The organism is Calyptranema fuscum S582, assembly GCF_055793305.1.
Map to the genome: position 1 here is coordinate 1 of NZ_JBSLYH010000060.1, position 23307 is coordinate 23307.

Here is a 23307-nt window from a genome sequence, read left to right on the forward strand (position 1 = left end):
CCCATGCCGCACCGTCAGGCGATCGCCAAAATATCGGCGGTAGAGGTCGCAGCGGGGCACCACTTCATTGCCTTGCAACTGAGCAATTCCCATACTGTGCAATTGAAATGCCTGAACGGGTTCTAATCGCACGGGTTGGCTAGAAATCATTAGCCGTTTGGCAGCGTCTGCCATCTCGGGTCGTTGTTCCAGGTTCCACAGGTGGCGACGCAGATGATCGCCATAGGGCCCTGCTTCGGTGGGGGCAACGTGCAACAGGGCATCTAACTCAGTTTCGCGTCGGGCAATTTGGTAGAGTGCCACCCGCACTAGATAGGGATGCCCACCTACCATATCCATCAAACGCTTGACCTGCTCTTGATTCCAATTCAAGCCATGCCGGGTTGCCAAATCCAACACTTGTTCAGCAGTAAACTCCGGTAACTCAATCGGCAACCCAACATTAAACGGCGACTGGTTGATATTCATGGGGATGTAAACTTCCGTCGAGTGCACCACAATCAGCCGCAATTTCTTCCAGATGTCGTTGGTTTTAGCCGATTCATGCCACGCTCGCAGCAGTCCCATAAAGTCGGCAGCAATATTACGATGCTCGAATACCATATCGACTTCATCCAGCCCCAACACCAGTGGCGCGCTGATTCCCGGCAAGAGATATTCCTCAAAATAGGCGGTGCAATTATCTTTGCTGCCAAAAATATCATCCCAGTACTCGGTCAGCTTATTAGGCAAGCGCAACCGTCGCCCAACGCTGGCACAAAACCACCGCAAAAATTGATCTAAGTCGGCAAAAATCGCAGCATCGGCTAACTGAAAACTCAGCGGCACGGTCAGATAGTGATGGGCATCGGCAGATTTCAGCACCCGTGACATCAATGAGGTTTTACCCATCTGCCGGGGCGCTTTAATCCGGATCAAAGCGCCCGGTTTGAGGATGGTTTCATAGCAATTGGCTTCAATCGGCGATCGCTCGACGTAATATAGCGACGCTAGATCGACCTGTCCTCCGGGCAATTCGGGTTCTGCTACAGGTACCGGGGGTGCTTCAGGATGATCGAGCAATGGTTCAGGCTGTACTGCAATTGGGGTATCCAGTAAGGTAGGCAGTTGACCTGCTGCCAGAATGCTCAATACTTCCTGGATAATGTGGGGTGTATCGTCGGCGGAGTGCCACTCGCGTTGCTGAATGCGGTTGAGATAGCCGCGCAGATCATAGTTCAATGGCGAACTCAGCGGAAAGTTGACTCGAATTGGTAACAGACCCGGTTTTCTAGAATCCCGTGAGTCCCGCAATTCCTTCGCCCGTCGAACTTCTTCCGTCACCATTTCACTCACGGCAGATTGAGGCGACAGCAACAGCAAAAAGTAGTCGCACCGTTCCAGCTCTTGGTCGATCCGTTGCGACCAATTATCGCCCAGGCGAATGCTCTCGGCTGCCATAAACACTTGATGTCCCGCAACGGTAAGAGTTTGATAAAACTCCTCTGCCAAAACTTGATCGGGCGGCTGACTGCGATAGCTGATAAACACCCTGGACGGTTGAATCGACGGTTCTATATCAGGCACAGCAGGCGTAGGATAGTGAACCAGAGCGATCGCCCCACCCATGGCTGCATGAATCACCTCCTGACCGCTGCGTGCCAAGGCTTGCGACACATAGCCAAACAGGTCATTGCTGGTAATCCGTCCCTGTACTGCCCGTTCTGCTGCCAAGCCCTGCAACACGGCTGCGGTAAAAATGCCATGTTCCTTGCTTTCTCTGGCACGCTCAAAATCTCGACAGGCAGCAATCAAACAGTAATTGCGCTTTTGATTGATAGTAGTTTGGGTACTTTGCAGCAGGCTCTGTTGCTCGATCATCACTCCGGCATAGCAACAATCCAGCAACAACACTAGACTGCCCAATTCCGATCGGCTCAGCAGCGTATTCAAATCCTCGATCGACAGAGCATTTTGCCCATCCCGATGGGCATCAGAAGTTGCCAGATAACTGCTCTGTTCATCCGTAATCGGATTCGTCACCCGAAACCCATGTCCGGCAAAGTAGATTACGGCATCCTGCCGCGCTGCCCGATCGCGCAAAAACTCTTTGAGCGCTTTGCTCAGGTCTGCCACTGTCAGAGGTTTATCAGGGGCGATCGCCCACTGCTGTTCCGCTCCCAACTGCCTCGGTAGACGTGTCACCTGATAGTCATGCTGCTCCAGCAATTGCGCCACTGCCTCAGCATCCTGGGCAGCACTTTTGAGATTGCTGAAGCTGCTGTATTGATTAATTCCGATCACCAGTGCGTACTTTGCCATGCTCCTGGGGGTGAAGCCTCTCTGCACGATATATTCTTACCAAAGTAGCAAAATTTTTAGAGAGAACCACCCCATGTCAGAAATTGAAAGAATTGTTGTCAAAGATGGGACGGAAGAATACGAGTTTTACATCGAACCCTCCAGCCATAGCGATCGCAGTACCGTACTTGAAGATGATGAAGCAGTCTATCGGGGTGATCTCAATCTCCCCACGATTGATATGCAAAAGGTACACCGCACCATTCGCGGCTATGCCAAATATGCAATCGGAGCCTTTACCAATTTTGGGTTGGCAGAGATCGAAGAAATGAATCTAGAATTCAATCTCAAAATTGCAGGCAAAGCAGGACTCCCAATTTTAACCGAAGCCTCTGCTGAAGGAACGTTTAAGATTCAGGTCAAGTGTAAGTTTCCCGCCAAGCCACCATCTATCAATTAGATGGGGGTAGAGTATATTTTTATTCCAAAAATATCACTTATGGCAGTGTGCAAGTTGATTAAGTACAGGGAGTGCAGGGGGCAATGCTCCCTTCGTAGGCGCTCCTCCCACCCCCGCGCTTAACCCAAGCTGAAATCTGGTGTGGGTGCCGCACGAAGCGCGGCACCCACACCAGATTTCATAGCTCAAATAGCAACGCATGGGTTAGAACCTATGGTTTAGCGATCGCCAATGTTACTCCAATATAGCTCCAACAATTGCGGTAAATAATCATATCCATCAACGCCAATTTGTTTGATAATTTGACTGCGCGATTGACTCAAGAGTTCACGAAATTCGGCTTTACCCAGTTGTCCTTCTAAGATAACCAACATTCCTGCTGGTTGTCGCCATTCTTGCGAATCGATCTGGTGTAATAGGTACATCCCCAGACTTCCAGCATAGATTGCCGTTACGTTTTGTCCTAGACTGCGATACGTTTCTGCCAGGTAAGACAGATTGATACCCTGTAGAAATAAATCACCAATCGCTTGAGCAATCTGTAGACCCTTTTCAAGGGATTCAATCGCGGCAGGGTAACGTCCTAAAACTACCTGAGCAATCCCCAAACTGTTGTAACAAAGTGCTTCACTGGGGCGATCGCCCGTTCGTTCTGACAGTTGCAATCCTTGTTGCAAATATGCGATCGCTTGTTCGTAAACATCGGGTTCCAGTTGTTCTTGCTGTTGTGCCAGAAACACCTGGCTATAGCCCAGACTGGCAAGAGCATTGGCTTCACCTGGGCGATCGCCTTTTTGGCGAGCAAGAATTAATGCTCGCTGGCTATAGTTAATCGCTTCTGCATAGTCTTTTTGGGATACATAGGTGCGACTGAGATGATTGAAATTGGCGATTTCGCAGACTGTATCAGCAGCTTCACGGGCAATTTCTAGCGCTTGCTGATGAAATTCCAATGCCCGTGCATACTGCCCCAGTGCTCGCTGAGAATACCCTAACAATGTCAGAATCCGAGCTTTTTCCTGGGTATTGTCTGCTTGCCGCAGGGGTTGATCGAGATAATCTAGGGTGGTGCGCAGATATTCACCCGATAGCGAGGCAAAAATTCCACCATACAGCGGAAAGTAGGGTTGTTGGGCAAAGGTCCGCAATACTTGCAGCATCACCTGAAAACAGCCTTCGGCAAAGGTGGTTTTGCCAACGGCTCGAAAGGCAGTGGAAAGCTGGCTCCAGATCGCAGAGAAGGTTAAAAAGGTGGCGATCGAGAGCTTACGACCGGCTTTGGGATCGTAGGGCTGACGGTCAAACCAGACTACCAATCCTTGCTGTACCCGTTGCAAGATGATGGCTAGCTCAATCCAGTCGCTCAGTTCGACACCCGATGAAATCACTCCTTCTGCGATCGCTTGCGAACGAGCAAGGCTTTGAAACAGTTGCTTAGGTAATGCACTCTGCACCTGTTTTGCCCAACTTGCCCAGGGACCCCGATCTTCAGGCAACGCCCCAAAGCCAAGGGAACTGCGGCTTTGGTCGTACATCCAACTGACCAATTGATCTTCTAATTGCTGCCATGATTGCAACCCTCGCACTAATCCCGTTGCCATGTGTTGAATGTCCGAATTGGCATCATCAGAAGCCGTCGTCGAGGCTTGCAGCTGTTTCGCCAACTGTTGCAGCTGGTCACGGGTCAGCACTTGCGATCGATTGGGGTCTAGTGCCTGGATCAAAATTGGCAGACGAGCGTCGGCAGCAGCGGCGAGAAGTTGCCCTTTGACCTCTGCCACGATCGCATGACCCTGATTTTCAGTTTGCCATCGTTCCCATTCGCCCTGAATTGTCTTCAGTGCGCGACTTCTACGAGTTGCCTTTGCCTGTTTCAACTCATCTTTTTCGGTCTTAAGTTGGGTTTCAACCGCACTCACCTGGTCTGCCAGACAGCGTTCAAAAATTTCGCCCGTACCGGGGCTAACGCCCTGCACCAACCGTTGGTAGACCTGCTCTTTCGAACGAATTTCGCCCTTGAGCGTAGCCGTAATGATTTGTTCGATTAATTCCAGGCAGCGATCGCGCATAGTTATCGCTTCTCTTGCGTGTGGGTGTCCCTATACACCCTATCCTAATGTATCGAACTTTAAGATCCCCTTAATCCTCCTTAAAAAAGGGAATTGCGCCGATTAGGGTTTGTGCAAGTTCGTTAAGTATGGCAACGGTGTTGTGGGGCGCTCCGCGCCCCACAACACCGTACTAAATCAACTAGCTGCGGTCTGCCACTGAATATAGGGAAGTTTGGCAGCCGTGGCACGGATTTGCTCTGCCTGGGCAACGAGTTGACCGCACGCATCCCAGGTACCAGACACAAACATATTGCGTGAGCCTTCACCCATGTAAATGGCACCTGTGAAATCGCCGCAGGTCACTTGTAGCGTGTTCAGATTAATCTCGACCGAGGCTTGCGGATCTGTCGCGATCGCCGTTTGCAATTGCTTAACGGTAGCAGCATCAGCAGTGACACAGGGAATCCCCATGGCAACGCAGTTACCAAAAAAGATTTCAGCAAAGCTTTCACCCACCAGTGCTTGAATGCCCCATTTGGCGATCGCCTGGGGGGCATGTTCCCGTGATGATCCACAACCAAAGTTCCGATTTACTACCAAAAGGGTTGCCCCTTGATAGTGGGGTTGGTCAAAGGCATGCTCTCCGTTTAATTGACTGCGATCGTCAGCAAACGCATGGGTTCCCAACCCGTCGAACGTAACGCACTTAAGGTATCGTGCCGGAATAATGCGATCGGTATCAATATCATCACCGACCAACGGAATGCCACGACCCGATATGGTTTGAACTTGACTCATCGTTTAAGACTCCTGACCATCAATGAACACTGAACAATTTTTTGTGGCGCGGGCGACGCCCGCGCCACAAAAAATCATGACTTTTTTACAACTACCAACTCTGGAAATACCACTGAAAATATATGGAAACGACTATCATGAGACTAAATCCTCTAGTGTTGCAAACACCAAATTTTGCAACATGGGGGGTTGGGGGCGAAGCCCCCAAGAAGGGGTGGAACCCCTTCACCCCTTACAAAAACTTTCGTTTTGCTGTACTAGGCGTGCTAGCGAGGGAAACGCATGGTTCTTCAAGCACCCCGACCCACCCAGCAACCTGTGGTGACGTGGGAAAAACTCCCCGACGACTTCATTTTGCCAGATGACCCCGTGGAAAATATCCAGCAACCCCTTCTTGCCGCAGCCCTGACCGATGCCCTGGGTGAAGCCGGTTTGATTCAGCCTGATATGTTGATTGCGTCCAATTTTGGGTTGGTCGCCACCGTCAACCAAAAAACGGTGGTCAAAGCACCCGACTGGCTTTATATTCCAAGCGTCTTCCCGATTTCTCAAGAAATCATTCGCCGCAGTTATACGCCTACCCTGGAGGGTGATGCCGTTGCCGTCGTGATGGAGTTTCTCTCGGAAACGGATACCGGAGAATATTCGGTTCGCCCCTCTTATCCCTATGGCAAGTTGTATTTTTACGAACATATTCTTCAAGTCCCCACCTATGTGATTTTTGATCCGCATAGCTTGCTGCTAGAAGTTCGACAACGGCAAGATGGACAGTATGTGTTGCGATCGCCCGATCAACAAGGACGCTTTTGGATTGCCGACCTGAATCTGTTTTTAGGAGTGTGGCACGGCACGCGATTGGGGCGGACGATCCATTGGTTGCGCTGGTGGGATGAGTCGGGCAACCTATTGCTCTGGAGCTTTGAGAAGGCAGAGCAAGAGCGCCAGCGAGCTGAGCAAGAGCGGCAACGGGCTGAACAAGAGCGCCAACGAGCTGAGCAAGAACGCCAACGGGCTGAACACGAGCGCCAGCGGGCTGAGGCAGCAGAACAGGAGTTGGAAAGATTGCGATCGCTGCTCCGACCACAAGATCCCTCTTAGGATCATGGATTTAACAACCTGAAATTCTTGGGTAAGGGCGCACCGCTGTGCGCCCCTACGGAGAACTTGACTAATAGAAATTATTTAATCCCCCATCCTCAGAGACCAAACGCATCAGGCTTTCTACAGTAGCTCCCGCACATCGGCAACTTCACCCGCTACGGCGGCGGCAACCACCATCGCAGGACTCATCAACAACGTTCGCCCCGATGCAGACCCCTGTCTGCCTTTGAAGTTGCGGTTAGAAGAGGATGCACTAATCTGTCGCCCCTGTAACTTATCCGGATTCATCGCCAGACACATCGAACACCCCGGTTCGCGCCATTCAAACCCGGCTGCCCGAAAAATGTCATGCAAACCTTCGGCTTCTGCCTGCTGCTTGACTCGCTCAGAACCCGGCACCACAAACGCTTTTACCCCTGCTGCCACATGCCGACCCTGGGCAATTTTAGCGGCTTCACGCAGGTCGCTAATGCGACCGTTGGTGCAACTGCCGATGAAGCAAACATCAATCTTGGTGCCCTGAATTGGTTTTCCGGGAGCCAGATCCATATAAACATAGGCTTCTTCAGCGATTTGCCGATCTTCTTCAAGCAGTGCTTCAGGCGCAGGCACCACCTGATTGATTGCAATGCCCTGCCCCGGTGTAATCCCCCAGGTGACCGTAGGAGCAATATCAGCGGCATCAAACACCACGACATCATCATATTCAGCATCCGCATCACTACGTAGACTGCGCCACCAGGCAACAGCCGCTTCCCAATCGGCAGCGTTGGGAGCAAAGTCTCGACCCTGCAAATATTCAAAGGTAACGTCATCAGGGTTAACATATCCGCAGCGCGCACCACCTTCGATCGCCATATTACAGACGGTCATGCGTTCTTCCATGCTCATCTGTTCAAACGTGGTTCCGGCAAACTCATAGGCGTAACCCACGCCTCCCTTCACACCTAAGGTACGAATGATATGGAGAACGACATCCTTGGCATATACACCCGGATTTAGCGTTCCGTTGACTTCAATCTTACGTACATTTAGCTTAGATAGGGCTAAGGTTTGAGACGCTAAAACATCGCGAACCTGGCTTGTGCCAATGCCAAAGGCGATCGCACCAAATGCTCCATGAGTAGACGTATGGCTATCCCCACAGGCGATCGTCATCCCAGGCTGAGTCAGCCCCTGTTCGGGGGCAATCACATGCACAATCCCTTGGCTGCCCGACCCAATGTTGTAAAAGCGGATGTGGTTGTCTTTGCAGTTTTTTTCTAGCTCCTGCATCATCTCCTCTGCCAGAGCATCCGCAAACGGACGTGCTTGATTCTCTGTGGGGACAATGTGATCGACCGTTGCCACCGTCCGTTCTGAAAATAGCACCTTCAAGCCACGGTCACGTAGCATGGCAAACGCCTGTGGGCTGGTGACTTCGTGAATTAAGTGCAAACCAATAAATAGCTGAGTTTGCCCCGATGGCAACGTCTCAACGGTATGCAAATCCCAAACCTTGTCAAACAATGTACCCTTGCTCATAGCTGCAACCGTGGTGTGTTTTTGACCCAGAGTGACTCTTCTAAATTACACAGTAGAAGAGGCGATGAGGGATGTCCAATATATTTTTCTACATGTATTAATATCCAAAACGTCTTACCGGGGACAGACCAATCATTCTGAATATAGTGCTGTGCAGGTTGATTCAGTACGGTGTTGTGGGGCGCGGAGCACTCCATAACATCGTTCCTGTATTGAACGAACTTGCGCACCGCTATAGATCCGTTTTTTTTATACACGGTGATCTCCGTATTTGAACCGTGTTCAGTCTTCTATATAAACTCGGCGATCGCCCATCAAGATCACCTGACTTAACTCGATCCCCAGAGAATGATCCCGCGCTTCTCAAATGTTATGACTTCATGACATTTCGATCCCCGATTTTCCCGGAAAATCGTCAAACCGTCCCAGATCGGCTTTTTTACCCCCTTGATCCTGAATAAGTTTTCCGGCACTATTTATTTAGAAAGTTGATCCCCGTGATCCCAAAGATATTGTGTTCGACCGTTGATCTCTCTCAATCTTGTTGAACAGACAAACCTTAAAGTGATTGGCGCGGATTAAATTTACAACATCGCAGTGCTCGATAGGCTACAGCACATTATTCATTTCCAAAAAAATCAACCAGTCCGAGATGACTCCGTTGATGTCGTAAATATCGGAGATTGAAAGTCATGGCAAACGATAGCCTACCCCTGGAGGAATTAACATTACGGCAACTCCGTAGAGTTGCTAGCGAGTGCGGCGTTTCTCGTTATAGCCGCATGAGAAAAGAACAGCTTGTTGCCGAGATTCAAAAGATTCGTGGCACTCAGTTCGCTCCCTCCCCATCTCATACATTGGAGGCACAAGAAGAAGTGGAAGCAGCAAAGTTTGATGTCGGTCAAACCGATCGCACGGGTGGTTTGTTAGCCGCTGTTGATGAAGGACTGGCGGATCTCCCGGAAGGGTATGGAGAAAGCCGAATTGTTCTCATGCCTCGTGACCCACAATGGGCATACGCCTACTGGGATATCCCTAACGAACACAAAGAAGATTTGCGTCGGCAAGGTGGCATCCGCTTGGCATTGCGCTTCTATGATGTTACAGATCTGGATGTCAATCATCAAAGACCGCACAACTTGCAGCAATATGAGTGCGATGAAATTTCGCGGGAATGGTATTTGCCCATTCCGGTTAGCGATCGCGACTACATGATCGAAATCGGCTATGTAGCAGCTGATGGTCGTTGGTTGTTGCTGGCACGCTCTGCACCTGTGCGAATTCCTCCCGTCTATCCATCTGATTGGATTGAAGATCACTTCCTCAACGTTTCGTGGGAAGAAGATCTGCGGGGTAAGACCTTCATGGAATTGGTTCCACCCAGCAAGAAAGCGGCTGCCATGGTCGAAAGCAATGCCATCTACGACGAAATCTTTGGCATGGCGCAGTCTAATGAAGCACAACGGGTAGCTGGCTCGATCTTCGGTTCTATGCAGCATGTTGCCGGATCGGTGTTCGGTTCTATGCAAATGGTGCACGAACAAGCGATCAGCTCGTATGTCTTCCCCTCTGGCATGGGCATGTGGTCTAGCATGGGTATGTCTGGCATCGGCATGACGATGTCGGGCGCTGGCTTCTCCGCCTCTGCACCGCCGATCCGTCCTCGTAAATTCTGGTTGATTGCGGACGCCGAACTGATTGTGTACGGTGCCACGGAGCCAGATGCAACGGTTACTATCGGTGGTCGTCCGATTAAGCTTAACCCAGATGGCACATTCCGCTTCCAGATGTCGTTCCAGGATGGATTGATCGACTTCCCCATCGTTGCCGTAGCTGCGGATGGAGAACAAACCCGCGACATCCACATGAAGTTCACCCGCGAAACACCAGGACGCAACACCAATACCAAGGATGAAGCCGTTCTGGAATGGTTGAACTAACCGTTAAACGTTGTCTCCGCTGATTCAATGACGACAACTAGGGGTCTTGGCACTGCCAAGACCCCTAGTTTTTATAGTGCTTCGTGACTGGATAGATTACGGGTGTTGAGGGCAAGTTTCACGTCATTCATCATTAAGGAATGGGAATTATAGTGCTACGCACTTACATTAGGACGGGGTGCAGGGGTAAAACCCCTGCGTGGGGGCGTAGCCCCCACCCCCTTTGTCCTAACCTGAACACGTAAGGCTATAAATAACTCCGATGATTTGTTGTACGGGCGAACGGCTGTTCGCCCCTGCAAACGATTCAATATTCGATCTTATTTAATCCACGATCCTAACCGGCATCAGACCTGTGGTCTATTAATCCGCGTTACCGCTGTTGGTATAGAGAGTCACGGTAAACAAAGTACCGACACCCACTTCACTTTCAACAGTAATCTTGCCTTGATGGGCATCAACACATTTTTTGACAATGGATAACCCTAACCCTGTCCCCGGAATTTTGCCAACATTAATGCCCCGATGAAACGGGGTGAACAACTTGGCTAAATCTCGGTTGGTTAGCCCAATTCCTTGATCTTGAATGCGAAATTGGACTTGCTCTGACATACACTCCAGTTCAAATTTCACAGGACTGTCTTCTGAGGAATATTTCATCGCATTTTCTAGCAAATTGCTCAAGATGTGATGCAATAGTTTGGGGTCAAGGTTATAGAAAGGGTGGGTATGGTCTGCTAAGCCGTGAACTGTAAAACTCAGCCGATCGCTCGCTTGATAATGGGTTTGCAAATCTTCGACAAGTGCCGAACAAAACCAACAAATATCAATGGGGGCAGGTTGGCACCGAAACTGTTCTCGCTCGACTTCACCGACCACCAACACATCCTGAATCAGTTGGGTCATCTCATGGACAACACTTTTGGCACGTTGTAACTGTGCTTGCCGTTTGTCCGGGGGAAATGACTCCTGCTTTTCGAGCAGATCTAAGGTGATTAGCAGAGAACTGAGGGGATTACGAAATTCATGGGACACAATGGACACAAACTGGGATTTGAGTTCGTTGAGTTGCTTTTCTTTTTCCAGCGCTTGTTGAACAGCCTGTTCGGCTCGATGGTTTGCCAGTGCGACCTGAATCGCAATACTGAGATCCTTTTCTTCAAAGGGTTTGGCAATGTAACCGTAGGGGTGAGCGGCGATCGCCTCCATTAAGGTGGCTTCATCGGCATGGGCTGTGAGAAAAACGACGGGAACATCAAACTGTTGATGAATTTGATCGGCTGCTTCAATGCCGCTTTTTTCTCCTTGTAAGTAAATATCCATCAACACCAGATCTGGCTTGGTTTCTGCCACTAACTGCAACGCTTTTTCGGCAGAGTTGGCGTTGCCAGCTAAGCCATAGCCCAGTTTGCTCAGATGGCGCTTGATATCTAGAGCGATAATCCATTCATCTTCAACAATGAGGATATTCGGTTTCAGCGGACTTTGCAGCATTGTATGCCTACTCTCGATACCTTGAAAATAATACTAAGGATCACAGATTAATTAACCTGTAATTCTTGGGTAAGGGCGCACAGCGGTACGCCCCTACAGAGCACTTGACTCATAGGAATTATTTAATCCACGATCCTAAGAATAGGAGCATAGGCAGTATTCTTACGGGGAAGACGGGATCAGATCCCGCCCATAATCTAAGTGTAAACACTGGGAATGGAGTTTAGCTCGTATTATTCTATACTCGTTTTCTAAACATAATTTTAAACTCGGTTCCGGATTTTGCGTTGATTTCGACGACCCCGCCTAACTGCTCTGTCAACCCGTAGATCAGCTGCATCCCTAATGAATCTGTCTGCTGCGGGTTAATATCGGCTGGCAAACCCACCCCATTGTCTTGCACTATAAGGCAGTAGTCTGAGGTATCTGTCAGCCAAAAGTGCAAGGTGATTTCACCTTTTTGATCGGGGAACGCGTATTTAAGCGCATTGGAGATCAGCTCATTGATTAACAGAGCACATGGAACCGCTGTATCTAGATCTAATTCCAGATCCGCGATCTTCAAGGTCATGCAAATCAATGAATCGGTAGATGTATACGACCAAACTAAATCATTGACCAGTGCCTGGATATAAGTGGCAAAGTTAATTCGAGCCAGGTTGTTGGAGCGGTAAAGCCGTTCATGAATCAATGCCATTGTTTTGACACGACGCTGGCTTTCAGTCAATAACTTTAACACCGTCGGATCTTCGATACTATCTGCCTGAAGACGCAATAAGCTGGATACCAGTTGCATATTATTTTTAACGCGATGGTAAACCTCTCGTAATAAGACTTCTTTTTCCTTTAAAGATGCGCGCAGTTGCTCTTCAATTTGTCGGCGCTCTTGCAATTCAGTTTGAAGTTGTTCGTATAAAACAGATTGTTGAATGGCGATCGCCAGCTGGTTGCCAATTTGTTGCAACAGTTCGACTTCCCAATCGTGCCATCGTCGGGGAGATGCGTTTTCATAAATCGCCAGTAAACCCCACAGCCTATCTCCCGAAAAAACAGGGGCGATCGCATAGGCTCTGGCTTGAAACTGCTCTAGCAGGGCAATATGGCAGTCACGGTGCCCAACCGTGTAAATATCGGCGACAGCAAAGGTTTCATGATTGCGATAGCGTCCCCCCTCGGTTTCTTGTAAATAGGTATCTTCCCAAACCTTATGGACATTGGAACCGACCAGTTTTTTCCAACCCCTGCCCACCGACTCTGCTATGAAGTTGCCACTCCAATCTGAATTAAAGCGATAAACGGCTACCCGGTCGGTCTGTAACGTTTTCCGCACCTCGGTCACTGCTGTTTTGAGAATGGCAGTCAAATTCAAAGACTGACGAATTTCCTGGGTAATCGATCGCAATAGACGCTCTTGTCTGGCTTGCTGCCGCAGCAATTCTTCTGCTTTTTTGCGATCGCTAATGTCAATACAAATGCCAATAAGCTTGACGGCTTCTCCGTCTTCATTGAGGGCATACGAACCGCGTGAATAGCACCAGTGGATGCTGCCGTCTGAGTGAATCACGCGAAATTCGGCTTCGTAAGGCAAGCGCTGTTGCAGGGTGTATTGCAGGATCTCGGGTAGGATGGCGCGATCGTCTGGATGCAACTGCTGTCTAAACAATTCATGGGTCGGATAGGAGTTAAGTTCGACCCCACGGTCATCTAACACTCTGCCACTGGGATCGGTCTTAAACCCCAGGATATGGTAGGCTCCGGGCGACCAGGTTTCAACATTTGTGGTTAGATCCCATTCCCACGTTCCCATCTGAGCAGCCGACAAGGCGAGACGCAACTGATTGGTTTGGTCTTGAACTCGCTGTTCGAGTTCCTGGTTAAGCCGTTGCAGCGATGCTTCTGCGGTTTTACGTTCCGTAATATCAGTGACAAATCCTTCCAGACATAGCAGTTCTCCGGTTTCTAAAAACACGCCTCTGCCCCGTTCCCACACCCATTTCTCGATACCTGCTTTGGTCAGAATGCGATATTCACATTCATAGGGTTGCTGTCGTTCTATGGCTTGTTGCACCGCGTCCCAAACAGCATCTCGATCGGCTGGATGGATTTCTTGACCACAGGTAATCGTGCGATCGACCAAATAGTCTTTGGATTGATAGCCAGACACCGAAGTAACGCCTTCACTGACAAATTCAGGGGTGTAGTTGCGATCGTTAGCCACTCGATACACATACCCCGGCAAATTACTAATTAACGTAGACAACTGACGTTCGCTATTACGTAAGGCGTCTTCTGCTAATTTACGTTTACTAATGTCGATACTGACGATAGTGACAATCCAGGCATCTTCACTCTCATCGCGATGAGACGTAAGGGTTGCCGCAATCCATCGCAGTCTGCCATCTTTATGACGAAATCGATACTCGTAGGCAGTGTCTTGTGCCGAGAAAATCTCTTTAAAGGTCGGTAAGACTACAGTTTCCAGGTCTTCTGGTAGCACTTGAGACGACCATAAAGTTTTGTCTGCCATCAGTTCTTCGGTGGTGTAGCCGAATACTTGTTCATGTCCTTTGGAACAAAACTCATAGGTCCAGGTGTCGTCTGAATGCGCTCGAATTCGGGCGATCGCCGTAATGGAGCTATTGATAATGTCATTGAGCTTCGCTTCAGAGGCTTGTAGCGCATGTTCTAACTGTTTACGCTGTGTAATATCCGTGGCAAACCCCACCAGACGCACTAGTGCGCCGGTGTCATCGTGCACAGGTTTCACTTGAGCAAAAATCCAGCGGATTTCTCCATCCGGGCGCAGGATGCGGTATTCGCGGGTGACCGGATGGCTGTTAAATTGTTGAGACAGCGAGTTAAAAACGTTGAGGCGATCGCTGGGATGCACACTCTCTAACCACGAATCGGGGTTTTGATAGAGGCTTTCGCAAGAACGACCCCAAATGGTTTCATAAGCAGGATTGACATATAAAAATTGCCGAGTTGTCACCGATTGAATAAAAAATAGCTGACTGACCGTTTTGGCAATTTCCTGAAATTGAGCTTCGCTTTCTCGCAGCCTTGCCTCCGATTGATGCAGATCAATGGCATCTGGGGCGATCGCGTGCGGCACCTCGGTTGATAAAGATTGGGTACTGGAGTGAGATAGGCGATTCCAGGTTTCCCCGATCGCTTGCCAGAGGCGAGATAGGTTGGCTGAGCGCTTGACGACATAGTCGTCTAACCCCGCTTTCATCGCGGCGATCGCCCAGTCCAGATCATCGCACTGGGTATACATAATCACGGGGCAGTTTGGGTTGCATGTTTTAATCTGCTGCAACAGGTCTAAGCCCCCGATCCCAGGCAAGCCCGCCTCGGTAATCACCAAATCAACATGAGACTCTGCCAGTGCCTGAGTCAGCCCAACCGCATCTACAATTTCTTCAATATCCCCCATCTGAAGCTGAGGTAACGCCTGGATAAGCGCTTGTTTCGTCAAGGCGCGATCGCCGGAATCAGAATCAATCAGTAAGATGCGTCGCGGAGGTGGCGCTTGATTCATAGCATCTACGGGGATGAGATACTCCAGGGAAGTTGGATGATAAATCGTGTCCAGCGATCGCCACTGGTAACGCGGATGCTACCTTGCAATAATTCGATTCTACGTTTTACCAGTGCCAACCCTAACCCGGTGCCCCCATGCTTCCAAAAATCGTGACTGGGAATGCGGTAAAACTTCTCGAAGACTTGCTCAAGTTGATCGTCTGGAATTTCGATTCCAGAATTGCTGATGCTAATCATCACCCCCATTTCGCTACGATCAGAGGCGATCGCGATGACTTCGTGGGCAGGGGTATATTTACAAGCATTATTGAGCAGTTCAGTCAGAACTCGCTCTAAACAGGAAAAATCTGTGGTCAGTTTCGCCAGATAGTCGGGAATGTTGACCTGCAAAACCTGGTCTTGGTTGCGAGTGCGTTCGGCAAACACCTCTGCAATATGCGGAATCCAATCTTGTAATCTCAGCGTCGCCAATATCAACGGTTCACTGCCTGCATTGAGCCGCGATAAATCGAGTAAATCATTAATCAGGTGAGTTTCTCGCTGACATTCTTCTTTCAAAATTCTAAAATAACGGCTCGGCAGGCTATCTTCTGATTCCAAAATGCCCAGCGGTTCTAACGTAATTTCTAACATCTCCGTTGCCATTTTGATGTTAGACATGGGGGTGCGTAGCTCGTGAGAGACGCTACTGAGAAAATCATCTTTCAGTTGGTTGAGCTTTTCGAGATGATCGACCTGCGTCTGAGCCGCATGAAACAACCGCGCCTGATGGAGGGCGATCGCACACTGATGTGCCAATTGCCGAATTAAACGAATGTCGTGGTCGCTAAAGGTATGGTCGGGCTGATAGTCAAACAACCACAGATCTCCCAATACCTTATCGTTGTCAACCGCCAGGATGGGGCAGGCTAAAACCGAAGAATACGTGCCTTTAGGATTCAGCTGAAGCAGGCAAAACTGAGCGTGATACCCCTTGAGCAACCAGTCATACACCTGCGGACAGCTAGCCATATTAATTGCCATGCCCTGAAAACAGGGATTGCTGCCCGAATATTCGTAGTAAACCGTAGACGTTCGATACTCCAGATTGTATAAAGCAGCCGTACAGCAATCTAACCCCATCGAGATTGCCAACTCTTGTACAGCCGTATGCAAAATATGGCTTTCGTCTAAACTTTCCCGAACCTTGTCTGTAATGCGTTTGAGAGTCGATTCCAGGCTAAACGCCGTTTGCAACTCAGCTGTACGAACTTCTATCTGGTGTTCGAAGTTAGAGTTAATGGTTTTGAGTTGGGTTTGCAAATGTCTTAATGACAATTGGGTATTCACCCTTGCCAAAACTTCTTCGATCTGGAAAGGTTTGGTAATGTAATCAACCCCACCCACTACAAATGCCCGAACTTTATCCAGAGTTTCGTCTAAGACGCTGATAAAAATGACAGGAATTTGACTGGTGTTGGGATCCGTTTTTAACCGATGGCAAACCTCATACCCATTCATCTGAGGCATATTGATATCCAGCAAGATTAAGTCTGGACGCTCAGCCTGAACTGCATTTAACGCCAACTGGCCACTAATCGCACTACGAACTCTGTACCCCTGCTGCGTCAGCATGGTCGATAACAGTCGTAGATTGTCTGGTGTGTCGTCAACGATTAATATATTGGCGTGTGGAACAGTCGTTAAATGATCATTCATTAGCGTTGTGAAGTTTGACCTCGACTATTGCTTGGTGAAGCAATGAATATAGGAGTGAGATCAAATTGAGGCAGGGTTAATCTGCACCCAGTTTGGAGTTGTCATATCAATTGCCCTTTCAAGTGTAATGTGCTGACTGCTATCAAGTCTGCTTAAAACCCTGAACTTGCTATCGATTGGGATGTGTTGCATAAACACCGATGGGGTGGTGCTGTATTTCTGCGGCTGTACTAGTGAATAGATGGGTGGTTCAGGTGTAACCCGCAAACTAAAACATCTATACCTAATCCAAACACAATCATCATACGGTTTAGTTATTTAATCATGAGAATTTAATTTGAGTTATTATCGCACGATAATTCAGTTCCGTGTGAGAGGGGTCAGAACTGGAGCGGACATAGTAGATAGATGCATTAAGCCTGTTCCACAAGATCTCTGTCACCCGTAGAGAGACCCCGTCTATAGTGCTAGAAAAAGGGAGATTTCAGAGCCTGACTTCCCATTTTTAAAGCATAGAGGGGATCAACCCTACTTACAATCCAACCAGAACACTTGTGGCGACACCGTAGCCGTTTTGTAAAGAGATTGAGGCAACAGCGCGATCGCTAAGCCAGGTAGTGAGGGCGAAAACGGTCATCCTCTCTAATGCAACTCCCTCTGTTCTAACGTTGGTAGAGGGCAGTATAAAAGGTAAATCTATAATTTCTTAAGATTTCTGCTAATTGCTTAACCTGAGGCTACCTCCGGGTGGCTAAGGATCACAGATTAATTAACCTGTAATTCTTTTTGAGAGAGCGGCGGCTCCGCCGCCGCTCTCTCAAAAAGAATCGGGTTTTATTCAATCCACGATCCTAAGCGGTATCTGTAGGGCAAAGGCTTCGCCCTGACGCTTTAAAAGTTGTTTTTCGTGCGCTTCGCGCACGAAAAAACAACCCTCTCAGCGAGTTTTGCAACATGCCCCAGGACAACACAAACTGAGTAAGAACCAGAGGATTTTACCGTAGCCTGCCTTCTATTAGGACATGCCACACCCTGACTCAGGAAATGACACGGTAAACGTGACCAATGAGGGTCAGTCAGGCTTGCTGTACAGGATTTGCTTAAATTTGCTATAAGGCAGAAGGTAAGCATCTCGTTAATCAGTGAGTGTAGTGGTGCCATCCTCAGACCTTTCAGAACCGTCATCCATGCGATCGCTCCAGCGGGTATTAGGAAGTCTCAATGCCTATCGTTGGTTGGCGTTGGGTGCCTTATTGAGTTCGTTGTTATTAACCGCTGCCTATGCCGTCACACCCCAATTGTTTCGGTGGGGTATTGACCAGGGAATTGCCCGTCAAAATTTGTCTGTTGTGCTTTATAGTGCTGGGGCAATGGTGGGTGCTGCGATCGCCAGAGGGCTATGCAATTTTGGGCAGAGTTTTTGGGCAGAGGCCGCATCCCAGGGTGTTGCCTATGACTTGCGCAATAAGATTTTTAGCAAGATTCAAAACCTTAGTTTTAGCTACCACGATCAGTCACAAACGTCGCAGCTATTAACCCGTGTCACGAATGATATTGAGCAAATTCGCACCTTTCTCAGCACCAGTCTGATGCAAGTGATTAGTGCCGTGGTGACGCTGGTGAGTATTGCGGTGATTTTGTTGCTGATGAACTGGCGATTGGCGTTGATCACTTTGACGGTTGTGCCCATGGCAGGCTGGTTGATGGCACGATTTCTCAATCAAAATGGGGCATTATTTCGTCGCGTGCAAGAGCAACTGGGAGATTTAAATGCAGTTTTACAAGAAAATTTGATTGGCGTGCGGGTGGTCAAAGCGTTTGTTCGAGAAACCGCCGAAACCCAACGCTATACCGATTTAAATGAGGTGTTGACGCGAAGCAACATGCAAACCATTCGGGCCATTCGCAATACGTTTCCGTTTATCTTTTTGCTGAGCAATTTGGTAACGGTGGTGGTTGTGGGTTATGGTGGTGCAGCCGTCATTGGGGGGCGGTTTTCGATTGGTGAATTAGTCGCGTTTAACTCTTACTTGTTGTTAATTTTGCAACCGATTTTGCTGATTGGGTTTGCGGCTCCCGCGATCGCCCAGGCTGCGGCGTCGGCTGAACGGGTTTATGAAGTAGTAGATACGAAAATCGAAATTCGCGATCGCCCCAATGCTCTACCGTTCCAGTCCTGTGGCGGCAGAATTACATTTGAAAATGTTTCGTTTCGCTATCCCGGTGCTACGACTGAAGCAATCAAGCATATTTCGTTTGAAACTCGTCCGAAAGAACTGATTGCTATTTTGGGAATGACCGGATCGGGAAAAAGTACGATCATGAATCTGATTCCCCGTTTTTATGATGTCACGTCCGGTGCAATACGGATTGATGGACGGGATGTGCGAGATTTTACCCTGAGTAGTTTGCGATCGCACATTGGTATCGTATTTCAAGAAACCACCTTGTTCTCGGGCACGATTCGTGAAAATATTACCTACGCCAAAGCCGATGCGCCCTTAGAAAAGGTGATTGACGTCGCAAAAATGGCGCAAATTCATGACTTTATTGTCAGTCTGCCAGATGGCTATGAAACATTGGTAGGCGAACGGGGAGTGGGGCTATCGGGCGGTCAAAAACAAAGAATTGCGATCGCCCGTACCTTGCTCACCGACTACAGCATCTTGATTTTAGATGACAGTACATCTGCCATTGACGCTAAAACAGCGGCTCAAATTCAAGCGGCACTGGATGATTTAATGCATCAAAAAACGTGTACAGCATTTGTCATTGCTCAACGCATTAGTACAGTCAAAAATGCCGATCGAATTTTGTTAGTGGATAAGGGACGCCTGGTGGCTCAGGGAACGCACGAAGAATTGATGAAAACCAGTCCGCTCTATGGCGTGATTTTAGAATCGCAAATGAAACAACGGGTGCCTGCATGAAAGATTCCAGTCTTATGATTGCATCGGATCGAAAACCAGATCAAAAGCCAGATCAAAAGCCGACTCTAAAACGATCTACCTTACGGCGACTTCTAGGGTATCTACAACCCTACCGCAACGAAATTCCCGTCGCTCTGTTATTAGTATCACTGGGCGCAATCACTCAGTCTCTGGGTCCTTTTCTCATTGGTTGGTCGATTGACAATCTCATCGTCAAAGGCAACCTGCCCGGACTCTTGCTGATGCTGACGATCCTGGCAGTCATCTATATTCTGGGCATCTCTGCCATTCGAGGTCAGATTATTCGGGTGGGTTGGATTATGCAGCGGCTGCTGGCTCAACTGCGGCAGGATATTTTTAATAAAATTCAAAGCTTGCCCGTTAGCTTTTTTGATCGCAGTGAAACGGGCGATCTCATGAGCCGCTTGCTCAATGATGTGAACACGGTGAATCAAGCATTTGGACAAACGATCGCCCAGATGTTGGGCAACTTGTTCAGTCTGGTGGGCATTGTTATCGCCATGTTTTCGATCAACCTGCAACTGGGGTTGCTCAGCAATCTGGTAGTCCCGTTGATGATTTTTACGACGGGCTTATTTTCGCGCTGGGCAAGAGCCAGATTTCGGGTGACTCGCGCTACGATTGGCGAACTCTCTGCCAAATTAGAAGAAGATATTGGCAGTGTCAAAGAAGCCCAGGCTTTTAACCGGGTACAACTTAATATTGAAGAATTCGATAGTTTGAATGCTGCCAATCGTGATGCCAATGTACAAGCGGTCGCCATTACAGCAGCGTTTTTGCCCTCTATTGATTTTCTCAATACCCTGGCAACAGCAGCCGTGTTGGCATATGGCGGTTATCTGGCAGTAACGGGTGTGGTGACGGTTGGGGTGGTGACATCATTTTTGCTCTACGTGCAGCAATTTTTTCGCCCGATCCAAATCCTCAGTCAGTTCTATACTCAGGCGCAGTCGGCTTTGGCGGGGCTGGATCGGATCTTCCTGTTGTTAGATGAACCATCCTCGCTAAATGATGCACCGGATGCAAGTGAAATGCCACCGATTCAGGGTGATGTGACGTTTGAAACGGTCACATTTGGCTATAGTGCCAGTCAATTAGTGCTCAAAGGCGTTAATCTCCATGCCCAACCCGGACAAATGATTGCGTTAGTCGGTCCCACTGGAGCCGGAAAAAGTACAATCATCAATTTGATTTTGCGCTTCTATGATGTGTCGTCGGGTGCAGTCAAAATCGATGGGATTGATGTGCGTCATGTCACCCAGGCGAGCCTGCGACGGCAAATTGGTATTGTCCTACAAGACAATCTCTTATTTAGTGGCACCGTTGCTGACAATATTGCGTTTGGTATCCCCGATGCGACTCAAGCTGATATCGAAGCGGCTGCCCAGGCTGCCAATGTGCATGAATTTATCACGTCATTACCGCAGGGATATAGCACCCGTTTGGGCGAACGCGGCGCACCCCTGAGTCAGGGGCAGCGGCAATTAGTTAGTATTGCCCGTGCTATTTTGATCAATCCTCGGATTCTGATTCTTGATGAAGCGACCAGTAGTATTGATACTCGGACAGAAGCATTGGTACAAGATGCGATCGCCCGTTTGCTCAAAGAACGTACCAGTTTTGTCATTGCTCATCGCCTTAGCACGGTGACACAAGCAGATCAAGTGTTAGTCATCCAGCAGGGACAAATTGTGGAGCAGGGAACGCATGCTCAGCTGATCGAACAACACGGTGTCTACGCCAATCTCTACGCTCTACAACTAGGAACAGATACGCCTTTAACGGCATATTCAAAACCAGCAACGTCTGATTTCTTATTACGTGGGTAAAATCTGTCAGATCCACTGTTAACCCCATCGTCACCCGTGGAAGCGCGTCGTCGCCGCGCTTCCACCCATAAAACTTCGGTTTTGTTAAATCCCCAGAGCATGCTTTAAAACTTGCTAAGGAATGGGAATTAAATAACTCCGATGATTTGTTGTACGGGCGAACGGCCGTTCGCTTCTCCAAACGATTCAATATTCAATCTTATTGAATCCACAATCCTAAGAGGGTTGTTTTTTCGCGCGCAAAGCGCACGAAAAAACAACTTTTAAAACAGACCTTCATCCTTCTCCAGTTACAGCGATTTTCAATCGCTTATAACCAGGTTATTTTTGTGAGAGCCGCGCTCCGCGCGGCTCTCACAAAAATAACTATGGCTTACTCAAGCGCAAAACGCTGTAAACGGGGTATAGATCTAATATGTGATGAAGGATTAATGCAGTATGGTGACGGGCAGAGAGGCGATCGTATTCATTCCGGGGCTATTTACCAACGAAAAAGATTATTTCCTCAATGCATATCTGATTCGAGGGCTGGTTAAAGGAGCAATTTCGGCGGATGTGCGAGAAACCGGGGAGATTTTAATTGAGGGTTGCAAAGGCAAGCAATTGGCAGTTAAGTTTTATTCTGGCGAGACTAAAACCATTGATCTCTATGAAGCCTACTGGTTTGACTTGATCCAAAAACTGAGTACAGAAAGCCTCAAAGAAAAGGTGATTCGAGGAATTTCTTTGCTGATGTACTGGTCGTTTTCCAAGATCTGGATGTCGTTTCGGGAATGCCCGACGATGGTATTGACCTCGATCTTTTCTTTATTTCTGATCCTGTTGTGGTACTACGGCACTGTGACCATGGCATTGACAGCGATCGGTAGCGATCCAGCTTTTTTTGGTACGGCATTACCAGGACATTGGTCAGAGTTTTTGGGTCAGTGGGGTGATGTGTTGGGTGGCTGGTCGGTCTGGGTGAGCATTAGCATTGTGCTGAGCTTTATTCGGATTGATCAATTGATTGATGCGACGGACTTTACTCGGCAATATTTGCAGGACACAATTGATGAGGCAACTGGCGAAAGTATTCGCCTTCGGCTGCGCAGACGCATGTTAGAAACACTGACCTGTGTGCTAAACAATACAGACTATGATCGGGTCACGATTGTCGCCCATAGTTTTGGTACCTTGATCAGCACAGAAATGTTAGCGGATACGGGCGATCGCTTTTGCCAACCGATTCACTACGTTACACTGGGCGGTCCCTTGAAATTGCTCTCGCTGAAATCGCCCTGGATTCATCATGCCATTGAAAAATGCTTAAACAATCCACTGGTCGCCAGTTGGACGGACTATTACGCAGATCGAGATTGGTTGTGTACCAAAACCCCCGTTCATGGCATTGTTCCCGATAAGTTTGAAGGCTGTAAAGCGATGCGTGAAATCTCTCTGTGGGATGCCTGGACAGGCAAATCTCATAAAGCCTATTTTTATGAACGAGAGATCATCGATCGGTTACTGCGATCGCCCAACGCGAAGCACGATAGCTAAAACACTGGGGGTTCCTGATGACAAAACCCAGTTCTCCAGAGGGATGAGGTCCAGCCCAAGTTGAGATAAAACCTAAAGACCTGCACCATCTGCATCAGA

13 protein-coding genes are annotated in these 23307 nt (G+C 48.6%); 6 read left to right on the forward strand and 7 right to left on the reverse strand.

From position 1 onward, the window contains the following. Positions 1 to 2301: AAA-like domain-containing protein (locus ACR6Z4_RS27785; protein ID WP_479720594.1), on the reverse strand; the 2301-nt coding region annotated here is incomplete at its 3' end. A gap of 73 nt (positions 2302 to 2374) precedes the next feature. Between ACR6Z4_RS27785 and ACR6Z4_RS27790 the strand changes: the two genes are divergently transcribed. Then, positions 2375 to 2740 (forward strand): CU044_2847 family protein, encoded by a 366-nt coding sequence (locus ACR6Z4_RS27790; protein ID WP_479720595.1) that lies wholly within the window; start codon positions 2375 to 2377, stop codon positions 2738 to 2740. Positions 2741 to 2958: 218 nt separating this feature from the next. Here the strand turns inward: ACR6Z4_RS27790 and ACR6Z4_RS27795 are convergent, their stop codons facing one another. After that, entirely contained in the window at positions 2959 to 4809 is a 1851-nt protein-coding gene (locus ACR6Z4_RS27795; RefSeq protein ID WP_479720596.1) for a tetratricopeptide repeat protein, read from the reverse strand. A 177-nt stretch (positions 4810 to 4986) separates the two neighbouring features. Continuing rightward, positions 4987 to 5589, reverse strand: a complete 603-nt coding sequence (gene leuD, locus ACR6Z4_RS27800) for a 3-isopropylmalate dehydratase small subunit (RefSeq protein WP_479720597.1) — start codon at positions 5587 to 5589, stop codon at positions 4987 to 4989. 282 nt (positions 5590 to 5871) lie between these two features. Between leuD and ACR6Z4_RS27805 the strand changes: the two genes are divergently transcribed. Further along, the gene (locus ACR6Z4_RS27805) at positions 5872 to 6687 is read left to right on the forward strand and encodes a Uma2 family endonuclease (protein WP_479720598.1); all 816 of its coding nucleotides are present in this window, start codon (positions 5872 to 5874) and stop codon (positions 6685 to 6687) included. 123 nt (positions 6688 to 6810) lie between these two features. Here the strand turns inward: ACR6Z4_RS27805 and leuC are convergent, their stop codons facing one another. Then, positions 6811 to 8214, reverse strand: coding sequence for a 3-isopropylmalate dehydratase large subunit (leuC, locus tag ACR6Z4_RS27810; RefSeq protein ID WP_479720599.1), 1404 nt, complete (start codon positions 8212 to 8214; stop codon positions 6811 to 6813). Positions 8215 to 8906: 692 nt separating this feature from the next. Between leuC and ACR6Z4_RS27815 the strand changes: the two genes are divergently transcribed. After that, a complete protein-coding gene (locus tag ACR6Z4_RS27815; protein ID WP_479720600.1) occupies positions 8907 to 10154 on the forward strand; it encodes a DUF4912 domain-containing protein in 1248 nt (415 codons plus the stop codon). 363 nt (positions 10155 to 10517) lie between these two features. On the opposite strand, the gene ACR6Z4_RS27820 is transcribed toward ACR6Z4_RS27815, so the two are convergent. From ACR6Z4_RS27820 to ACR6Z4_RS27830, 3 genes are all read right to left on the reverse strand, one after another. After that, positions 10518 to 11648 (reverse strand): hybrid sensor histidine kinase/response regulator, encoded by a 1131-nt coding sequence (locus ACR6Z4_RS27820; protein WP_479720601.1) that lies wholly within the window; start codon positions 11646 to 11648, stop codon positions 10518 to 10520. Positions 11649 to 11886: 238 nt separating this feature from the next. After that, a complete protein-coding gene (locus ACR6Z4_RS27825; protein ID WP_479720602.1) occupies positions 11887 to 15192 on the reverse strand; it encodes a PAS domain-containing protein in 3306 nt (1101 codons plus the stop codon). A gap of 5 nt (positions 15193 to 15197) precedes the next feature. Then, a complete protein-coding gene (locus ACR6Z4_RS27830) occupies positions 15198 to 16892 on the reverse strand; it encodes a hybrid sensor histidine kinase/response regulator (RefSeq protein WP_479720603.1) in 1695 nt (564 codons plus the stop codon). 1187 nt (positions 16893 to 18079) lie between these two features. Here ACR6Z4_RS27830 and ACR6Z4_RS27835 point away from each other — a divergent pair. From ACR6Z4_RS27835 to ACR6Z4_RS27845, 3 genes are all read left to right on the forward strand, one after another. Continuing rightward, positions 18080 to 19822 carry an ABC transporter ATP-binding protein gene (locus ACR6Z4_RS27835; protein WP_479720620.1) on the forward strand — a complete coding sequence of 581 codons (1743 nt, stop codon included), beginning with the start codon at positions 18080 to 18082 and terminating at the stop codon, positions 19820 to 19822. A 14-nt stretch (positions 19823 to 19836) separates the two neighbouring features. Further along, entirely contained in the window at positions 19837 to 21672 is a 1836-nt protein-coding gene (locus tag ACR6Z4_RS27840; protein WP_479720604.1) for an ABC transporter ATP-binding protein, read from the forward strand. Between the two features lie 438 nt (positions 21673 to 22110). Further along, positions 22111 to 23208 carry a lipase family protein gene (locus ACR6Z4_RS27845; protein WP_479720605.1) on the forward strand — a complete coding sequence of 366 codons (1098 nt, stop codon included), beginning with the start codon at positions 22111 to 22113 and terminating at the stop codon, positions 23206 to 23208. Positions 23209 to 23307: the final 99 nt, after the last annotated feature.